Origin of the sequence: Kordia jejudonensis, from assembly GCF_001005315.1 — a bacterium.
GTDB lineage: Bacteria > Bacteroidota > Bacteroidia > Flavobacteriales > Flavobacteriaceae > Kordia > Kordia jejudonensis.
This window is the reverse complement of sequence record NZ_LBMG01000007.1, coordinates 20,626-39,163: the sequence shown is the minus strand read 5'-3', so window position 1 is coordinate 39,163 and position 18,538 is coordinate 20,626. Positions and strand designations below refer to the sequence as shown.

The window sequence follows — 18,538 nt, the reverse complement described above, 5'->3', positions numbered from 1 at the left end:
ATTTTAAGAGATTATGTTAATATTTTTGTTTAATAGTAACTAATACAGGACTTTTTCCACCAGCGTAATCTAGCGCGGAACAAAAATTTTCGTAGCGCAAATAGTCTTGCAATCGTGCTAAACGTGGATCATAATAAGGCATTTTTATCGTTTGTCCCATGATGATTTTTCGAATGTAATCGTCCGTAAACGGATATTGCTTAAAAACATATGCGTAAGAAGCTATTTTTTTAACATTGTCAACTTTATAGGAGTTGTAGTTGTTTTTTCGCTGGTAATATTCTTCAATTTCATAGGCAACTTGACGGAAAAAATTATTCAGTGTTTCTTCTATACTTACACTTCTACTAAAACCAATTAAAAAGACACATTGATTTTTTATTAAATAGCCCATGACAAGCAATTCTTCACTTTCTACACAATGATTGAGCGCGTCGGCAACTATGATATTCCGTGTCATTTCAGGAATGTCATCACTCCAAGAACTCATCACTAATATTCGTGAGAATTCTCCAGTTTGTATGTGTTGTTGCATATTCATCGTGTTATTGCAATATTGACATGGTTTTGTTTAGTTTTTTGAATTCTCTTCGGATGCCATGAAGGAGTTCCTGTTTTTGTACAACAGTATCATTTCGTTGAATCGCCGCTAATGCGCAATAGCGAAGTACATTGATGATGGCGCCACCAGCGAGTTCATAATTTTCTGCAATTTGATAGATATCAATTTCTGGTGAGAGCGTGCACGTATCTGAAAATGCTTTTTCCCAAAGTCTGACACGTTCATCTACAGACGGCATATTGAAGCCAATGATGGATTGAAATCTTCTCGAAAACGCTTCATCCATATTTCCTCTTAGGTTTGAAGCCAGAATGATGAATCCTGGGAAATCTTCTATGCGTTGTAATAAGTAGGCCGTTTGCTGATTGGCATGTCTGTCATTTGAAGAATTTGCTTGCGTACGTTTTCCAAAAAGCGCATCTGCTTCATCAAAAAATAGAATCCAGTTTTGGTGCGCTGCACTGTCAAATATTCTCGATAGGTTTTTTTCGGTTTCTCCAATGTATTTTGAAATAATCATGGACAGATCTACACGGTACACGTCCATTCCGAGACTTTTCCCCAACAGGGAAACCGTTAAAGTTTTTCCAGTACCGGGCGGACCATAAAATATGGCTCTGTAACCAGGTTTTAGTCGTTTGGACAATCCCCAATCTTGCAGAAGCGTATCTTTATGTGTCAACCATCTTTGCAATTCTACAATTTGATCCATGACATTTGGATTTAGCACGACATCTTCCCAATCTAAATTGGTTGTTATTTTTTGAGCAGGAAATGTAATACTGTGTTGCAATGCTGGCATTTCCCCTGTGATGAAATATTGCAACCATCTGTAATTGATATTGAGTATTCCGTTGTGTTTTGGTAAGTAGTCTTCGGTATTTTCTAAGCTTATAACTTGTTCTTGTTGAAATATATGATTGTTGTCAAAAATTGAAATTACTGGTGTGTATTGCTCAGGATCTAAAGCAGTTACTAAGAATAGTAAGGTTTGTCCTGTGGGCAAAAAACCACTGTGACCTTTATCGATGACACCGCCAAATTCGGTAAAACCACGATTGTATATTTTATTTTGACCAAAGAAAATATCTAGTGTTTCAGGGCGAATGTGTGGCGTAATTGCCAATATGAGCGCAAGTCGTTCAATTGTATTAAGGTTCAAATCTCGTATGGTGTTTGTAAACGGCGTATTTTCGTCTTCAATTTCAGGAATTTCTAAATCTGTCCAATGTGTATCTGCGCCTTCATGTTGCAAATAGCTACTAATGACTGCATTGATAACATCTTGCAACCAATTTATTTCACGATGGATCGAAAGAATAAAGTTATTAGTTTCCATAGTTTGCAAATAGTTTTTCTACATCATCCAGATTTGTATTTGTCCAAGAAAAGTATTGCAATGCTGTATTAGGATTGAGTTGATTTGCTTGCAACATGTCTAGTATAGAAGCTTGTGCATTTTGCGTTACAGGTGGCGGAAACGTGGTATCATGATAAAAATCGTAGTCATAAAAAGTAGCTGCCCAAGGAGCAATTTGCGTTCTGTCAGTTATTAGTTGACTGATAAATGTTTCTAATTTTTGTGGTTGGACAATGAGTTTTTTCCCTTTGAAAAAATTAGGTTTCTTTTTGTCTTCTCTTAGATGTACTTCAATGTCTCTTGCTTGAATGGTTTTTGAATCGGTATGTCCGAAAATATCAACCAATCCAAAGTTTTCAGATGTTTTAGCAATTTCCAATTCGGCTTTGTCTGAGCCTGCAATGGCTAATGTCCAGTTTTCGGCTGTCGCAGTTTCTGTAACAATGTACACTTCTCTAAAAGAGTACATTACTTGCGTCATTTTGATGATGAGTTCTTGTTGAAAGTCACTCCAATTTGCAAATTTCACGGATTCGGGAGTTTCCGCTTTAAAATAGAAACTTCCAAATCCGTCAAATGTGAGTAGTTGTTTGCTGTATTCAAAACTGCCTTCAATATCGTTGTGTCCGTTGTCTCGACCCGAATAGGTTTTTGAGACACCTTCGTTAAAGTTCCAACTGGCAGGATTGAGTTGTATTCCATTATCAAATACGACATCTTCGACATTGATAATGGAATTTCTAAAAATATTACCTAAAACAATGATTTCTCCATTTTGAATTTGAAAAAAATCACCTGGATACATATACTGACTAAACGGTTTTGCTGGAATAAAACCATTGGTTCTGTTATAAAAACTTTTATAGAATTTTTTAGATATGTGATCCATGTTTTATAGGTTTTAAGATGATTTATAGCTCTAAGATACAGAATTTTACGATGCTAGTGCCGCTGCATTTGCCGCCGCAAGTCCAGATTGTAACGAAGCTAATTTTACTTGTGCTTTGCTCAATGATGCTTTGGCATTGTTTAGCTGACTTGTCGTATCGTTTACAGCAGTCAAAACATCTTCATACATGGCTGAGGTAATTGTGTAAGCTTCGTACAAATAGCTTTTGATAGAATCATTATTTATTTGTGTTGCTATTGAAGAATCATCCGTGTTTGTCGCTTGTGCGAGTTCCATATCTCCGTAAACCAGTAAATTGTACAAACGATTCACTTGTTCATCTTCCAACTCAGCTGCTGCTGTAGATTCTAAGGTTGTTGCTTGTGAAGTAAATACAGATTCTAATGCCACTAACGTTAATGCTACTGCATTGTTTGCGTCCGTTTGTGATTGTGTGACCAATGTGATTAATTCATTAGAAATTAACGGATTTGTTGCTTTTTTACGAATGATCAAGTTTGCCAATTTATTTACAATTTCAGCAGCATAGATAAGCTTGTTGATTAATGAGTTGACCTGCTTGGCAGTATCTTTAATATCACCGTTTGCATTTGAAATTTCAGCGATGACAATTTTAGAGTTTTGCATTAAGTTTTTGGCGTTGTCAATAACTGTATCAACCGAATTTTTATTGTTCAATGCTTGCTCTTTATTCGCTTGCGCAGAAGCAAGTTGTCCTTGTAATTTTGTTAATTTTTCAGTTAACGAATCTACAATGGCTTGATATTCTTGTACAGAGCCATTTGCATTGAGCACTTCTTGCGTTAAACGATCGAGTTCTTGCTTTTTCTTTTCAGTTACACCGTAACGTGTATTAAGCGATTGTTGATATAATGTTTCTATATTCATGGGTTCTATTTTTTAGATTTTTGATCTTGGTTTGCTACTAACTCATTTACTGCTTGGTAAGAGTTTTTTTGATTTTCAGTATGATAGGTGAAATTTGCAGTACTACTAAATAATGATAATGCATTGGTAAACATAGCTTGAGTGGTTTCTGAAGCATCACTTACAACCAATACAGCAGGAATATACAAGTTGTTGGCAATTAACCTATTTCCAAAATTATCGGTAGTTTCTGGCTTCAATTCCATGCTTACATAAAATGCCTCATACCCAAGAATCATTTTATTAAACTCTTGTTGAAACGCATCACTTTTGATTAGCGAATTCACTTTCCTTTCTACTTTTATAGAATCTTTTAATACTTTTAGAAAATCACTGTAAAGCTTTATAATCGACTTACCTTTCAGAAAATCTTTCGTAAGTTTTTTAATAGAATCTTGGAGTTTTTTTAACTCATTATCCTGTAAATCTTTCATTTCTGTCGGATATTTTTTGGAAAAATACGCAATGGGATCAAGCGATTCTACCGTACCTTTTGTGTAGCTTCCCGCAGGAATTTGTGCTGCAATTGTTTTGTTAAAAAAGAATCCAGGCTTTATTTTTTCACTTTCTTCTCCACTAAGATTTGATTGTATAGAAGTAAGATACCCTTCCAATGTGGTAATACGCGACTGACTTTCTTCAATCTGTGTTTCAATAGCAGAAACATTGACGCTCTTTGTATCTTTTGCGGAACTGTCAGCATTAGCTTTTTTACCTTTTAAGAATTCAATTCTTTTTTCTAAATCCTTGATTTCATGTTTGTAAGCAGCGATTAATTCTTCATTTTCAATTATTAATTGCTGACGAAACAGATCTTTAGCAGTCATTAACCCGTCAATAAGCTCAGAATTGTCAGGTAAAAATATACAACGGTATTCTGGAGTAATACTGGTAATTTTTGGACTATTAAAATCAAATGAGAAACTTGTTTTCTGCAAAATAGGAAAACCAAGAGTTTGTGGAGCACTATCTGCAGGAATTACAGTAATATCTTGATAATTAGGAGCCAGCAAATTATGTGCCATGCTAAACATAGCTGATGGAGCCGATAAATAATCATCAAACGTATTGATTGATTTTTTGTATACTGTGGTAAATACCGTTAACACAAAAATGACATATTCGTCTCCCAGTTTTAATTTGTTTCCGTCACTATCATGCAACACTTTTATAGTAATATCATCCGAATCGTTGTTTGGATCAGCCGTATATATCAGTGATGAAATTTTTCCGTTTACTGCATCCGAAGGCGAAATTTCTATATACGATTTTTCATTGTTAGTAATGATATTTTCCGCTATGTTGATAGAGAAAGTTTGCTTTTTACTTTCTTTTACTAACATAACATAGTAATTTTCTACTGGATTCGGCGGTGTATTTTCAGTATTACCGTCTATAGTGATGTTAGAGAAAAATGGATTTTCGTAAATATCAAACGTTGCTGTAAACTTTTGATGGTCTAATGCTGGAAGGACCGTTAAATTTAGGTTGAGCTGCGCATTACTCAATCGATATGCGTTTTGTGTTGCTCTGTAAGAAATCCTGATATCTTCTAATTGTCCTTCCGCTTTTTTCTCTGCAATTCCAGTAGTGGAAACTTCATTTGTTTCTGTTTGTACCAAATCGTTGGTAGCTTCTAATTGTCCAGAAACAACTTTCAATAAATCCTTAATTGAAGTGTCGGTTATGGTGGCTTTATCTAACAACGTTTTTGTGCTGACTTCCGAAATACTCGCAGAAGCTTCCATACTTTTTTGTGAAGCAACTTCGGCTACATATGCAGTATTATCCATTAAAATGGCAGCATTTTTTGCCTGTTCGTAAATTTCTGTACCGTAATCGCCTGCGCTCACAATACTTAAAATACTTCCAGTATCACTGCTCAGTTTTACAATTGCATTTGTAGCAATTTGCACATTTGCTGCGGCAACAGATGTGTTGGTAACCGATTTGTCCGCATACGTTTTTGTGTTTTTAGCCGAAGCTAATACATTGGTCGAAATGTCACTGTCAACCGTGGCTTGTCCGTTTACTTTTTGTTGGTAATCATATTTTTCCGTCGTTACTTCCAATTTTTCAGAAGCTGTAATTCGTGCACCTTGTGCATAGTAAAGTGAAAACATAGACGCGTCTTGTTTCGATTTTACTTTTTGTAATTCTAATTCCTGTGTGTTTAATGAGGTAACAACACTTGAATGTAGATTGTCATTGTAAGAACTCATAAATTTTTATTTTTTGGTTTATTAATAATTTTTAACCTTTTTGTGGTTATTTAAATTTTCTGTTTACTCTTTAATATTGAGCTAACTACTATCTATTTTTGGTGTACTTCTATATTTTTTCATGGTTGTTCGTTTTTTTAAAATGGCCAAGTAACATGAAGTGGTTTTGGCATCCACGGTAATTTTATAATTGAAAATGAAAAAGGTGCTTTTATCATTAAAATATCGTACGCTCTTTTTTCTACAGTAAGTTCCCAACGTTCTTCGGTTTCTCGCAAAACTCCTTCACGAACCAACCAATTTCCTCGGAATCCATCAACAGAAGTATTTCCGATTTCTGGCCAATACCCAATTGCTGCTTGTATTAAACCATCAATCAATTCTTTTTGATCGCTTGTCATTTCTATCGCACTTTTTACAGGCGTAGTTGGCGAAAGTCCAGCTAGAATTTTATTTAAGACCAATAATGCTTCTTCAGTTTCCGTTAATCCAGTGACGATATATTGGAAATAATGCACTGCATTTTCTTGATCTTCCTCGGTTTTAAATTCATTGTTTTCAATAATTCCCAAACGATCCATGAGCATTAAAAAGTAATTGTTGAGCAATACCAATCCTGCATTTGGAATGTAAATACCTTCTTCAGGAAGTGATGTATTTTGTGTTTGCATTGATACTTGTTTTAGGGTTTTAGTTTCTGTTACGCTTGTTATTTGTACTGCTTTTTTCTTGTCAGGAAATAAGCTTGTAAATGTTACTTGTAATGCGTTTGGCAAACTTGTTTTGATACTTTGAATGGCTTTTACAAAGTCACGTGTGTGCATGTTTTTCTTGCCACAGGTTTCCCATACGAGTTCGTTCCAAATGTTGGTTTGTGTTAACAATGACCAATTGGACGTTTGCCACGCTTTCCATACTTTTTTACTGAGTATGTCTTGCAATTCTTTGGTAGCAATTCCTGCGGTAGAAATCATTGCCATACTTTCATATAGTTTTTGAATATCTAAGAGTCGTTTTCGTTGTACAGGATATAATTTTATTAACGTGTTAATTAATGTCGAAAACTGAATTGTTTGCGACAACTTTGTAAGTTGTATGTCGGAAACTTTACTGCTTCGAATGGAGCTTAACATCACTAAAGGTTGTTCCGCAAGTAAAGTATTTAGTATATTTTCATACGTGTACGATGCTGTATGTTGAAACCATGCAGGAATGGTAAATTGTGTAATGAGATGTGTGCTCAATACATCAATTTTTTTATGTGCTACACATGTTTCAATTGCTTTAGAAAGCGATACGTTACGATTTGTTGCAGCGATTGCTTCAAAAATAGTATGATGCGAAATCAATGCCGTTTTTAATACCTTCGGAATTGCCAATCGATTGCGTTGTATATATTTTACAATGGTTAAAAGGTCTAACGTTTCTATATTTGAAAGTTCATCAAACGTGATTTTTATTAACGCTTTAAGTTGTTGTTGCGTTGGTATTTTTGTTTGAATACTTGCAATAGTTTCTTTCCAAAATAGCGTTTCTAATATTGCTGTAATTTGAGCATTTCCAAAGTGTTTTGCAATGACAAATAGCATATGAAATGACTTGTACATTACTATTGCTGAGTTGGATAAACCTTTCGGAATTAACACAATAAATGCTTCAAAAGAGATGGCGTTTTGCAATTGTACACGTTGTTTTTTGGTATGTACAGTTTGCTGAATACTACGTCTTATGAATGCTGGAGATGTTTCCAAACCAAGTACAAATGCTTCCGAAAACGTATAGGTTTTTTTACCAATAATAACTGTTGTAGTTGCGTTTTGCATTGCTTGCTGAATCGTCTCAAAAAGTACCGTAGTTGTTACTTTTATAGGAATTGTTAATGCAATATCATGAGCTTTTGTTTCATGAACTAGTTGTACTGAAGCCGCTTTATATATTGAAAATGCATTCGTTACATTGGTTTCAAACAGTGTTCTAAATCGTTGTTCCTTACCTTTGTGTATAGTGTACGAAACTAAGGTTTTCCAGAAATTAATTTCTAAAATTTGACGTATTTCAGCAGGACTCAGATTTGGTATTTCTTTTGTAATTTTTGTTAAAAACGTAGCAACTAATTCTGTACGCAAGTGAACTCCATTAGAAAGTAAATACGCAATAATTGTTTTCGTATGTGTTTGGTAATCTGAAAATTGTATATTTTTTGTTTGAATTATTTCAGCAACTAATTCAGCAATTGTTTCAGCTGATTTTTGTTGCTGAATCGCTTCTTCAATAGTTTTTAATGTTAGTTTTGACGCGAAGTTTTCTTGTCTTTTGGCGTTTTTAGCAACTTCTGCACGCGCTACTAGCGTGGTTGTTGCGGCTTCTTTTTGAACTTTTTCACTAGAACGAAACACATTTCTGCCAATCTGTATTTCAGGAAAAGTATTCGCAATAGTTTCTTCAAATAGCTTATGGAATTTTTGTGCATTTCCTCGGTATGAAACATACAATAGCAATGTTTGCCAAAAACAATCATTGAGCGTTTTTTCTATCTTAATGTTGCTAAAATTTGGGTTTGCTTTGGTGATTTTTGCGATATAAGTAGCCAAAAGTTCTTTGCGGATCTTCATTCCATTAGGAAGCAAATACGAAACAATTACATCTGTATGTTTTTGATAGGTCGCATGATATATTTTCTTAGAACGGACAACTTCAGTTACTAATTCGGCTACTTTTTCTTGCTGATTTATCTCTTGCGTCGCTTCGAGGATTCTTGTTAGAATAGTTTTTTTAGAAAGTGTGTGAAATTGTTGCTGAATTGTCACTAATTCCTGTGATGAAAAACCAATGGTTCTCATGTTTGGATGCTGTAGCAATAATTGAATTACTTCTTGTACATCTGTGGTATGTTGCACAGCTTTTTCTCGTTGAATGTACACTAGCAACTTTACAAAAAAGCGATCGATCTGTTGTATGTTTTCTTTCCAAAGTATGGCAAAACTGATTTCAAACAATACATGTTTGATAACACGAATTGTTGCTGCCTGTTTTGGATTTTTGGAACTAACATCTGAAAGTATGCGTTGCAATTGTTGTACAAATGAAGCAATAGTTGGCTGTACTTTTGTTATGAAACGTTGTGTTCCGTAGGAAGCAATTAATGCGCTAATATGTTTGGTTACAAGTACATTTTTTGGAGCTTTAGTAGCAATATTCCAAAAATCTTTTGGTGCAATACCAATCCACTGTATTATTTTTTGTTCAAGTGTATGTGTTTCATTTGTAGAAATTTGTCCTGTAGTAATAGCTTCTATATAGTCTTCTATAATGGTATCTAGTTTTTCAGTAGTTGTAACAGTTGCAGATACAATTTCTTGCTGAAATAAACTTTTCAATTCATTGAATAAAGGAATAAATACGGTTTTCTGAGTCGTTGTACTCGTAATTGCCGTTCCAATTAATTGATGTAAAATGCTAAACTTTGACTGTTGTTGTTTTTTGGCAATTTTTTCAATGACAAAGGTTAAAAAGTCATGTTTGGAAACAGAAGCATTTTGATGTTTTACACAAAACTCAATACCCAGCGTATATAGTTTTACAGGTGCTATTTTTGTGCTAATTTCTGTTTGCAATTGTGTCAAAAACTCAATTTGTGTCAATATATTTTTCGATTGTGAAGGCGATAAGGCAATGAATAAATTTTCAATGGCTGCTGGAATTAAATCCTTTAGAATTGCTTCCCAATGTGTTGGTTTTTGTTCAACACTAATGATGATTTTTTGAAAACGCTTTGCATCTAATTTTGATAAATTAATGACCAATTCGTTGAATTCATTTTTCTGAGTTGAGGTACTTCTCGCGGAAGCGTTATTAAAATAACGAACAACTTTTCTCCAGAAATTTTCTTGCTGTTGTAAGGTATTAACTTCTGTATATGCTTTGTGATGTAATTCGTTTGACAATAATCTTAAAATTGCGATAAAGTCAGTATTTACAATTGTATACTTTTTGTTTTTGTTAATGGCAGCTTCAATAAGTTCCACCAAGATATCGTATGAAATATTAAAATGATTGGCAATTTGTGTAATGGTACTTCGCACAAAAGCGATTTTATTAAAAATAGTTCCTCTGTCGACAAACAAATAGTTTAAAATCCACAACCATAAGTTTTTCTTAAAGGCTTGTGTACTTGTTTTGAGTACATTTTCTTTTTCTTGAATTTTGACAAATTCTTCCGAGAAACTGATAATTTGTTGATGATTATTTGGTTCTAATCCAGTGATTATTTTTTTGATAATTTTTTCATCAAACTGCCATGCAATTCGTTTTCGGACGTTTGCGTTTTGACCAATTTTTTGGATTAATTGAATGATTTCCAATCGATTATTTGTCAGTTGTAAACGCATAATTTGATTGGCTGAACCGTAACTTTCTTGATAATTCCAAGGCAACATTCCTTCTAGTAAAAATGCTTTTATAATGCTCAATTGCGCCATACTTGCATTGACAACTTCCAGCGTTTGATCGCCACTTTTTGGATACATTATTAAGGCAAATAAGGCATCATACAAAGCACTTTTGAGTCGAATTGGCAATTCTCGTTCCATATTTTCATATGTAATTGCGCCCAAATCAAGCGACAATTTTTTAATCTTCATGGTTTGCCCTTCTGGACAAAAACGATCAAAAACACTGTTGATAATACGTTGCATTTTGTACGTACTCCATTTGCTAATATATGTTTGCAATGTAGTAGCGAGGTCTTTGGAATCAAAGGCGGTATTCCACTCACAACGTGTGACGATATGTGCTCCTGAACTATGCATTGTTTTCTGTGTAAATTGTGTCTACGTACGCTACCAAATGTCCCGTACTTGTAGTTGTTTCTTGTTTTCTTTTTGCGGCTACTTCTTCTTGTGTTTCAGTGGTTGTTTTGGCAGTATAAATGGTTGCATTGTACCAATCGATATACTTAGGAATTAAATTTTTTAAGGTGTCTTCTGATAGTTGTTTTGTGTCTTGCGATATTTGCAATGGTAACTGACTTTCCATGAAATACGAAAGTCTATTTTGCCAAGCTGTTGTTTTCATTTCAGGAATAAAATCAGGAAAAAAGAACAACAGTGTATTGTCAAAAATTGAATTGTGAATAGAGCATGTGTATGCATTTTCCCATGAAACTTGAACCGTATATGTATATGCTGAACTTCCTAATTTATCAAAAGTGTCACTTGCTATTGCTGTAGAAACTTCAAAGCTAGTTTCCCACTTCGAAGTATCGCTTACCAAGCTGTTTATAGCATCAGAAGTCATAGTGTCAAAAGCTGAAGTTTGTGTTATAAAATCGTGATAGGATAACATTGTAGTATTACTATAATACATGTATCTTCCGTCTAATGGATCAATTACTTTTTTGATATATATTTTAAAACTTGCAGATTGTAACAACAGATTTGTTTCTATCGTAATGAAGCCTTTTCGCTGTGTGTATAACCAAAAAGCAGTGTCTATTTCAGTCTGTTTTTTTGGAGTTAATTCTTGATATAAAGCAGTTTCTTGTATGAAATTGATATAGTAAGGTTGCAATGTCAAAAGCAATGATGCTTCTAATTCAATAGTATTGTAATTGATAACATCTTGCGATGTTAGTTTTTGTGAAGTATCAAAACGAACGCTGTCAAAAATTCCATTGGTTTCATACGAATGTTTTAAAATTTGTTGCAACGCAGTTTTTGCTTCGTATGCTAAAAGTGCAGCTTGTTTTTCTTCTTTTGTGAGCTTTTCTTCCTGTTCATTTGGCGGTATTAAAGTGTCTTTTTGAGTAAGTTCCTCAATAAGTTCCGCAGTAATTGTTAAGTGATATGAATGTAATTTTTGTGCGCCAATATAATTGTATGATTTTGCTCGATTGTATGATAAAAGCGCAAAATTTTGAAGGTATACACTTTTAATAATCACACGATCTTTCAATACATCGCCCGAATATATGGTGCCGTAAATTAAGGTGTCAATAATTGCTGGAGATACGCCATGACGTGCCAATACGTGATCGAGCAAATCGTTTCGGCGTTTCAAATTTACGTTGTCTTCTTCGGTAGCTACCAACAATCCGTACATGTATCCGTTGTATGGATCTTCTTTATAACGCGTCCATTTTTTCTGTGCCAACTCTTGCTCTGTTTCTAATACAGGACCAAAATTGAACGTTGTATAATCGCGCAAAAGCGGTTCAATATTTGGCACACTGTCGTACAATGATTGGTAAAAATAAGTTGGAGAAAAAGCTTGAAATGGCGCTGGATATTTTGGTTGTTCTTTTTCTTCTTTTGTTTTTGTGGCGTTGTAATTTTCTAAATCAGCAGGATTTCCCGTCGCTGTATTTTTGAATGAAAATAACTTGTCAATGTTTGCCAATTGTGCAAATTGATTGCTCAACATTTGATCAAACATATTTAAATAACCTTTTAACTGACGCGATTGTGCTACTTGGTAGGCAGGCGTATTTTTATTTACGGCATTTGTGCCAATTTTATATGAATCTGGAAATGTATTTTGAATGGCGTAATAGTTGGTAATATCTCTAAATTTTCCTGTTGGAAGTGAAGGTTCAGTTACTACAGCTGCTACCGTATGTACTTTGGAAGCTGGTTGTTGCATGTTGCCAAATTCTTCTAATACGGAAGCATTTACATCAAAATTGTGTTGTTTTCCATCAGAATGTACTGCTAGTTGTAGCGTATTTTTGATAGATTGTGTAAAATCGAATCGTAAGATTTCATTTTCAGCACAGATAGCAGTGTCAATTTCTTTTCCATCTAACAGAAAAGTAACTTTAGAAATCGATTGTACACCGTTTATATCGTGAATCAATTTTGTGATTTCAAAAGGTTGAATGGCATCTCTTTTGGGTTGAATACTTTCCGTAGGAATCCAGCCATTTTTTAAGATTGGACCTTCAAAAATAGCATTTGTACTTGTGCCTTCTTTGCGCAATACATCGTATCCTGTTTGGGTAACATCAGGAAAAATATATTGATTGATGCTTTGCATAATTTCTGGTAATACATCTTGATAATGATAACCCGATTGCAACTCTAAATTTCCTGTAATGGTATATGTTTTTTCAACCAATGTTGTTGGCATGGCAAATACTTCGCCTACATTTCTATACGTATTTAGCAAGAAAAATGTATCAAATTCAGGATTGTCGTCAACGGTATTGTCTGTGTAATTTATATCTAATAACAGATACACTTCATACATGCCTTGTACAAACGAAAACGAGGTTGTAACTGGTTTAAATAGGATGTTTTTTACCGCCGAAATTTGATCAATAACCAGTTTTGTATAATCTTGAATCGTAATGGGCGAAGTCGTTAAAATCTCTTTTGGTGTGTAAAATTGATTTTCTACTTGAAGCGTTCCATCTTTTTGTGTCAAAATATCCTTCATTGGGAAATTTCCACAATAGCCAAGTTCTGTAAAAGCATAACACAATTGCTCCAAAATCGTCACACCAGGATCGCTCGGATTCAAATTTGTCCAAGCGGTTGTGCTGTGTTTTTGGATGTAGGCAAGTCCAGCTGCTTTGAGCGACTTAAAGTCTAGCGTCAAAGGAAGTTGCGTGTCTACGATGTGATTTTCTTCATTCATATATGATAAGCATATGTAATGCTACTTTTCTTGGTTAAATTGTTTAGTGATGGAACAATTAAAGCATTGTTTTTTGGTGTAAATTCATATTTTGGTGTTGGATCTTCATCATATCGAATCGTTCCCGTGGTAAAATCTTTTGAACCAATTTGAAATGAAATATCCTTAAGTTCTATGACAGCATCAAAACTGTTGATAAACGAAGCTATTTGTGCGGTATTCAATCCTTTATCAATCGTAATTTGTTCTTGTGCGCTGGTAATCCAAGGCGACAGAAAAATATTGATTCCATCATTTATTTCTTTGCTTACGCTTGTAATTTCATAGTTTGCATCTACCGTAATTGTTGCTTTAATTTTTACATATTTCAGTTCAAAATTTGACACAGCAATGTTTGTAAACGCATTGACTCTGTTTTGGATATAAGTTTCAATAGCAAGTTCGGAACATTCACTAATTAACGGTTCAAAAGCATTGGCAACAGTAGCGTCGGAAACTCGTTTTACGAGATATGTCATCACTTTTTTCTTCGTTGCATCATGGTTTGTTTTTGAATAATACACTTCTGGAAATTCCAACCGAATCATGTTGAAATAATCTTCTGAAGTGACCAACCGATCTTTCGTTTTTAAGCGTTTGCTGACACGTGAGTTCATTTGCTGATTCGTCTCAGCTGCTTTTCCACCAAACGATGGAAACGGTTGTACAGTTGCCGAAATTTCAGGAATTGCCTTTTCAGGACTCGAAATTACATTGGCAATAAGTTGTGGTGCTGTTTTGGAAACATCCGAAGCGGTGATACTTCTTTTCAGCGTAATTCCATTTGTTTTTAAAAATGTTGTTTTTGCAAAACTATCTGGAGTATTTGTAGTGCCAATAGCAATCCAACAATTATTGCCAGGCATATTTTCATGTGTTGTAGCAATGTCACTTGGAACATTTACCGTAATAATTCCAGCACAGGTAAACTCATTTGTGCTATCTGAAATGATGGAAAGCGCTTTCCAACCTGTTGTGCTTAAGTATGAAAACGTAACTGTTTTTTCATCAAATGTTTGTTCTGTGTACGTGCGTGCCAATTCAAAATAGAATGAAATTTGCGCTGGCGCGATAACATTTGACAATTCTAGGAATAATTGTCCTGTGGCTGTAAAATTTGGAACCAATGGCAATGCAGTTAACGGAACACAGTTTCCATCGGAATCGCGTGTTGGTAAATTTCCTATTGTGGTATCTTTTGCCGAAATTCCATTGGTGGTATCGTATACTTTATAGTTTTGAAATGGTGTGTAATAAAAGCATTCTAACGGATATGCATTGTTACTTTTTGAAAAATCATACGTAGTGGAAGCGCTGTAATTTCCTGTAATTTTACTTACCATTGGCGTAAAAGGAATACTTGGCGGATTGACTAATGGTTTTTTAGGATGTTTTATCATCAACCTTCCATTATACAACGCAATAGCGCCAACTACTTTTGGATATATGTCTAAACCAAATCCGTAACTTGGTGAAACAAACTGCATTTTCAAGAAACCAAGTGACGTTGTATCTGTTAACAGTAAAGGAGTGTGCTGCAATGTTGGATCAATTTGCGTGCTAGCGACTTCAATACCAGAAAAATCAAATGTGCGTGTTGCTGGAATAATCGTATTTGTATCATCAAGCGGAAAAAATAAATTTTCAGTGGCTGTTGAGGAAATTTCGTCATCCTTTCGTTTCATACTAAAACCTTCCCACACACCATTTTGCAACCATGTAAAATCTACAAAAAATGTCGAATTTGAATATTGAAAAATTAAAGAACTCATTACATCTTTCTTAAAAAGTCCTCCAATTGCACCTCCAATTTTCTTAAATATAGATGTTTTAGGAAGTTGCGCTAAAGCTGTTGTTTGAAAAGCTCCAACTTTCTGTACTATAGTATTTTTAGTATTCGTAATTTTGGTTGTAGCCGTATTTTTCGCATTGGTTACTTTGGTTGTGTCAACAATGCCATTTGCTGTGATATCCTTTATACTATCCGCAGCTATTTTTTCTAAATCGTGCAAAAGTGCGTTTACTGCATTTTTGAGATATTGCATAATTGCATGATCTGAATTAATTTTTTGTTCTAAAGCATTCACATCAGTTTTGATAAGTGCTTTCAACGTAGCAATTTCATCATCTATGAGTTTTTTTATTACATCAATAGCACTTTTAAGAATGGAATTGTACATTGCTTTTTGATTGTTTAGTATTTTCTGAAACAAGCTATTCACTGTTTTCATAAAATCTTTGAACAGTTCTTTTTCTTCTGGATTATTTACAATTACTTTCGTATACTTTCCATTAAAATAATCGTTGTATTCCTCGTAATAAGTCGAAAAATCAAAACCTGCTGGAAACGGATTCCACGTAAGTGTTAACGATATGTCTGTGACAGGTTTGCTAAAAACTTCATTGCTTCCTACCATGAAATTTTGGTTCACATTTGGTGCTGGACCCAAAGGTTGAAACGGTTTTGTTGCATCTATCGCTCCAAAATCATTATACAATTGAAAATTTTGCAATGCTATAACATCCACACTAATGGTCAGTGATGAAATTGCAGGTGGAATCGTTTTGGTTTCGTATGCTGAAAACGACATTTTAAACAATGGCCAATCTGAAGAATATCCATCAGGATTTTCGATAAATGCTGTAATTGCAGGATCGGTTGCATCTAAAGTAATTGTTATGGTAACTGCATTATTTTTGATGTTGATTGTACGCTTTGGCGTAAGAATTTGAAACCATGTTGCTGCCGTACTCAAATAGAAATTGGTATCGTTTTGTATGATAGCCGAATACGAATCGTTTGAAAGCGACATCGTAATGGTAATAGTTCTTGTTTTCGCTTCCGTGAGATGTAACATAGGCGAAGCAAATGCTATTCCCATGTCTTTTATGGTTCCTTTTGGTGTCTGTTGCGAACCAAACGTATTCCATTGTTGTACAACACCTGATTCGTCTTTGGTAATTACATTTACAGGTGGTAATTTGTCTAAATAGAGTTGTGTGTTTGCGGCATTCGTTGCTCCTGCGGTTAAGGTATATGCGTTGACAATTTTGGCAGGATTTAGTGAAGTTGCGTTGGTAGTTTGAAATAGAATTGGTTGTTTGTTGGCATCTACACCTGCGGCAAATGTTGTATTTTTTTGTAATCTATACGTGTCGGTTGTTTTGGTCAGTTCGCAACATACAAAAACGGTATCTGCAACTGTATTTTTCGGTTTTTGTAGTAAAATATCTTGATAGTAAAAGTTGAGATGCTTCGTAGTCAATCCATTGAGTTGTGCTTGATAAATTTTGAGCAAACTCGTAAAAGTGCGAAGCAGTAAAGTATCGGGAAAATGTCCAGGTACTTTTTTAATGGTTTCCAATTCTGTATCTGCATACGAAACACAATTGCTGAAAAATGAAAATATTTTTTTGCCAGTGTATTGCAACGCATCAAAAACAGCTGTAGGCGTTATTTTTGAGATGTAAAAACAGTTTTGTGTCGCATCATCTTCACAAGGAAATGTTGGCAGACCTAAAACGGTCCAATACGGCATTTCGCCTTTGCTGGTTTTCCAAATTTTTTGATCATACGTTTCAAAAACAGTCGTGTTTACAGGTTGAAGTAATGGAATGATTGTCTGTTTTGACAATGCTTCTTGAAACTCTAATAGTGACCAAAGTAACAAGCTGTACGTTTTTTTTACATTGTTGATCACATACGTTTTAAGATTGTATGTATAAGTTGAATTTTTCATGTATACCGTCCAATCTTGAATGGTTTGAAAAATATTGGTAAGTTGTTCAAATAGTTGATTGTAAGTCGTTGAAAGTACGCTTTCTTCCACGTCATCACCTTTGGCTATTTTAGCAAGTAGTAATTGTACTTGAATGCAAGTATTGATGAATAAAGTATAGGTTTTTTGAAATGTGCTTTTTGCAATAGAAGCCACTAAAAACACAGGATCTTTTAATAGAAATGGCGACCAATTTCCATGAATAGAATTGTCTTGCTCATAAAAATTGAACAACGCTGCAAAGTCGACCAACATGCGCAACTGATCCTTTTCCGATCGTCCGTCAATCAGATTGGATTTTGGCACTAAGGCTTTTTCAAGCGATAGCATTGCGTTATTTTGGTCTATGGTACTCATTTACTTTTTTAAATTAGTTCCTTCTTTTATGTAAAAAGGGTATACATAATTGTGTCTTGTATTTGTTTTATTGTATATGTAAAGAATTGTAATTTCAATCAGTCCCGTTTGTAAATCTTTAAATTCAACTGTGACATCTAAAACTTTAATTCTAGGTTCATTATCTAATAATGCCGATTTTACAGCATCGCGTATTTCTCCTTCTAATGTTGGACGCATTTCTTTGAAGAAAAACCGTTGCAATCCTGCTCCAAATTGTGGTTCAAACGGACGTTCGTTAAAGTTCGTTTGCATGATCAAATTGATCATTTCATTGATGTTTTCTTCATATTTCGTAAGCTGTACTTGGTAGCTTCCTGATGAAAATTTTACAGGAAACGACCAACCTGAGCCTAGAAACTCTTTTTGTATGATTGCTTGCTTATCCACCGATCATTACTGTAAAGCATCCTAAAACTATTGATCCGCCATGTGCGGTTGAGTCGCCTATTCGAGCGGCTGGCATTCCGCCAATTTGTACGGTTGCAGAACCTTTTACGATAGAATCTGGAGGTCCTACACATACAAGCATGTCACCAACGCGTGCGGCTGGTAATCCGCCAATTAATACATTAGGTGCTCCAGGACCAACTATAGGTCCGCCAACATGTGGAATTGGCGCTGGAACTGCTGGCGTTTGCATTGGACATTCGTGAAAATCGGTTAATCGTGCTGCTGGTGGCATAGTTTTTTTATTTAATTAAAAGA

Annotated in this window: 10 protein-coding genes; all 10 read right to left on the bottom strand. The window is 34.7% G+C overall.

Features of this window, described 5'->3' with window-relative positions; genetic code table 11:
* Window positions 1-16: 16 nt before the first annotated feature.
* On the bottom strand, window positions 17-535 hold the full coding sequence (locus AA089_RS05250; RefSeq protein ID WP_156168909.1) for a hypothetical protein: 519 nt from the start codon (window positions 533-535) through the stop codon (window positions 17-19).
* Between the two features lie 10 nt (window positions 536-545).
* A complete protein-coding gene (locus AA089_RS05245; RefSeq protein WP_046755883.1) occupies window positions 546-1,901 on the bottom strand; it encodes an ATP-binding protein in 1,356 nt (451 codons plus the stop codon).
* Window positions 1,891-2,811, bottom strand: a complete 921-nt coding sequence (locus AA089_RS05240) for a hypothetical protein (RefSeq protein ID WP_046755882.1) — start codon at window positions 2,809-2,811, stop codon at window positions 1,891-1,893. The genes AA089_RS05245 and AA089_RS05240 overlap by 11 nt, the downstream gene beginning before the upstream one ends.
* Window positions 2,812-2,856: 45 nt before the next feature.
* The gene (locus tag AA089_RS05235) at window positions 2,857-3,720 is read right to left on the bottom strand and encodes a hypothetical protein (protein WP_046755881.1); all 864 of its coding nucleotides are present in this window, start codon (window positions 3,718-3,720) and stop codon (window positions 2,857-2,859) included.
* Window positions 3,721-3,725: 5 nt separating this feature from the next.
* On the bottom strand, window positions 3,726-5,981 hold the full coding sequence (locus tag AA089_RS05230; RefSeq protein ID WP_046755880.1) for a DUF334 domain-containing protein: 2,256 nt from the start codon (window positions 5,979-5,981) through the stop codon (window positions 3,726-3,728).
* Between the two features lie 137 nt (window positions 5,982-6,118).
* Entirely contained in the window at window positions 6,119-10,789 is a 4,671-nt protein-coding gene (locus tag AA089_RS05225; RefSeq protein ID WP_046755879.1) for a contractile injection system tape measure protein, read from the bottom strand.
* Window positions 10,782-13,616: a hypothetical protein gene (locus tag AA089_RS05220; RefSeq protein ID WP_046755878.1), complete on the bottom strand. Its 2,835-nt coding sequence runs from the start codon at window positions 13,614-13,616 to the stop codon at window positions 10,782-10,784. Before AA089_RS05220 ends, AA089_RS05225 begins: the two co-directional genes overlap by 8 nt.
* Window positions 13,613-17,791, bottom strand: coding sequence for a hypothetical protein (locus AA089_RS05215; RefSeq protein WP_046755877.1), 4,179 nt, complete (start codon window positions 17,789-17,791; stop codon window positions 13,613-13,615). Before AA089_RS05215 ends, AA089_RS05220 begins: the two co-directional genes overlap by 4 nt.
* Window positions 17,792-18,220: a GPW/gp25 family protein gene (locus AA089_RS05210; RefSeq protein WP_053002205.1), complete on the bottom strand. Its 429-nt coding sequence runs from the start codon at window positions 18,218-18,220 to the stop codon at window positions 17,792-17,794.
* On the bottom strand, window positions 18,213-18,515 hold the full coding sequence (locus tag AA089_RS05205) for a PAAR domain-containing protein (RefSeq protein WP_046755876.1): 303 nt from the start codon (window positions 18,513-18,515) through the stop codon (window positions 18,213-18,215). Before AA089_RS05205 ends, AA089_RS05210 begins: the two co-directional genes overlap by 8 nt.
* Between the last annotated feature and the right edge of the window lie 23 nt (window positions 18,516-18,538).

What these genes read in the sequence shown, in the direction of transcription:
- AA089_RS05220 (WP_046755878.1), bottom strand. Translation starts at nt 13,616, where the DNA reads ATGAATGAAGAAAATCACATCGTAGACACGCAACTTCCTTTGACGCTA.
- AA089_RS05245 (WP_046755883.1), bottom strand. Translation starts at nt 1,901, where the DNA reads ATGGAAACTAATAACTTTATTCTTTCGATCCATCGTGAAATAAATTGG.
- AA089_RS05205 (WP_046755876.1), bottom strand. Translation starts at nt 18,515, where the DNA reads ATGCCACCAGCAGCACGATTAACCGATTTTCACGAATGTCCAATGCAA.
- AA089_RS05225 (WP_046755879.1), bottom strand. Translation starts at nt 10,789, where the DNA reads ATGCATAGTTCAGGAGCACATATCGTCACACGTTGTGAGTGGAATACC.
- AA089_RS05215 (WP_046755877.1), bottom strand. Translation starts at nt 17,791, where the DNA reads ATGAGTACCATAGACCAAAATAACGCAATGCTATCGCTTGAAAAAGCC.
- AA089_RS05230 (WP_046755880.1), bottom strand. Translation starts at nt 5,981, where the DNA reads ATGAGTTCTTACAATGACAATCTACATTCAAGTGTTGTTACCTCATTA.
- AA089_RS05235 (WP_046755881.1), bottom strand. Translation starts at nt 3,720, where the DNA reads ATGAATATAGAAACATTATATCAACAATCGCTTAATACACGTTACGGT.
- AA089_RS05250 (WP_156168909.1), bottom strand. Translation starts at nt 535, where the DNA reads ATGCAACAACACATACAAACTGGAGAATTCTCACGAATATTAGTGATG.
- AA089_RS05240 (WP_046755882.1), bottom strand. Translation starts at nt 2,811, where the DNA reads ATGGATCACATATCTAAAAAATTCTATAAAAGTTTTTATAACAGAACC.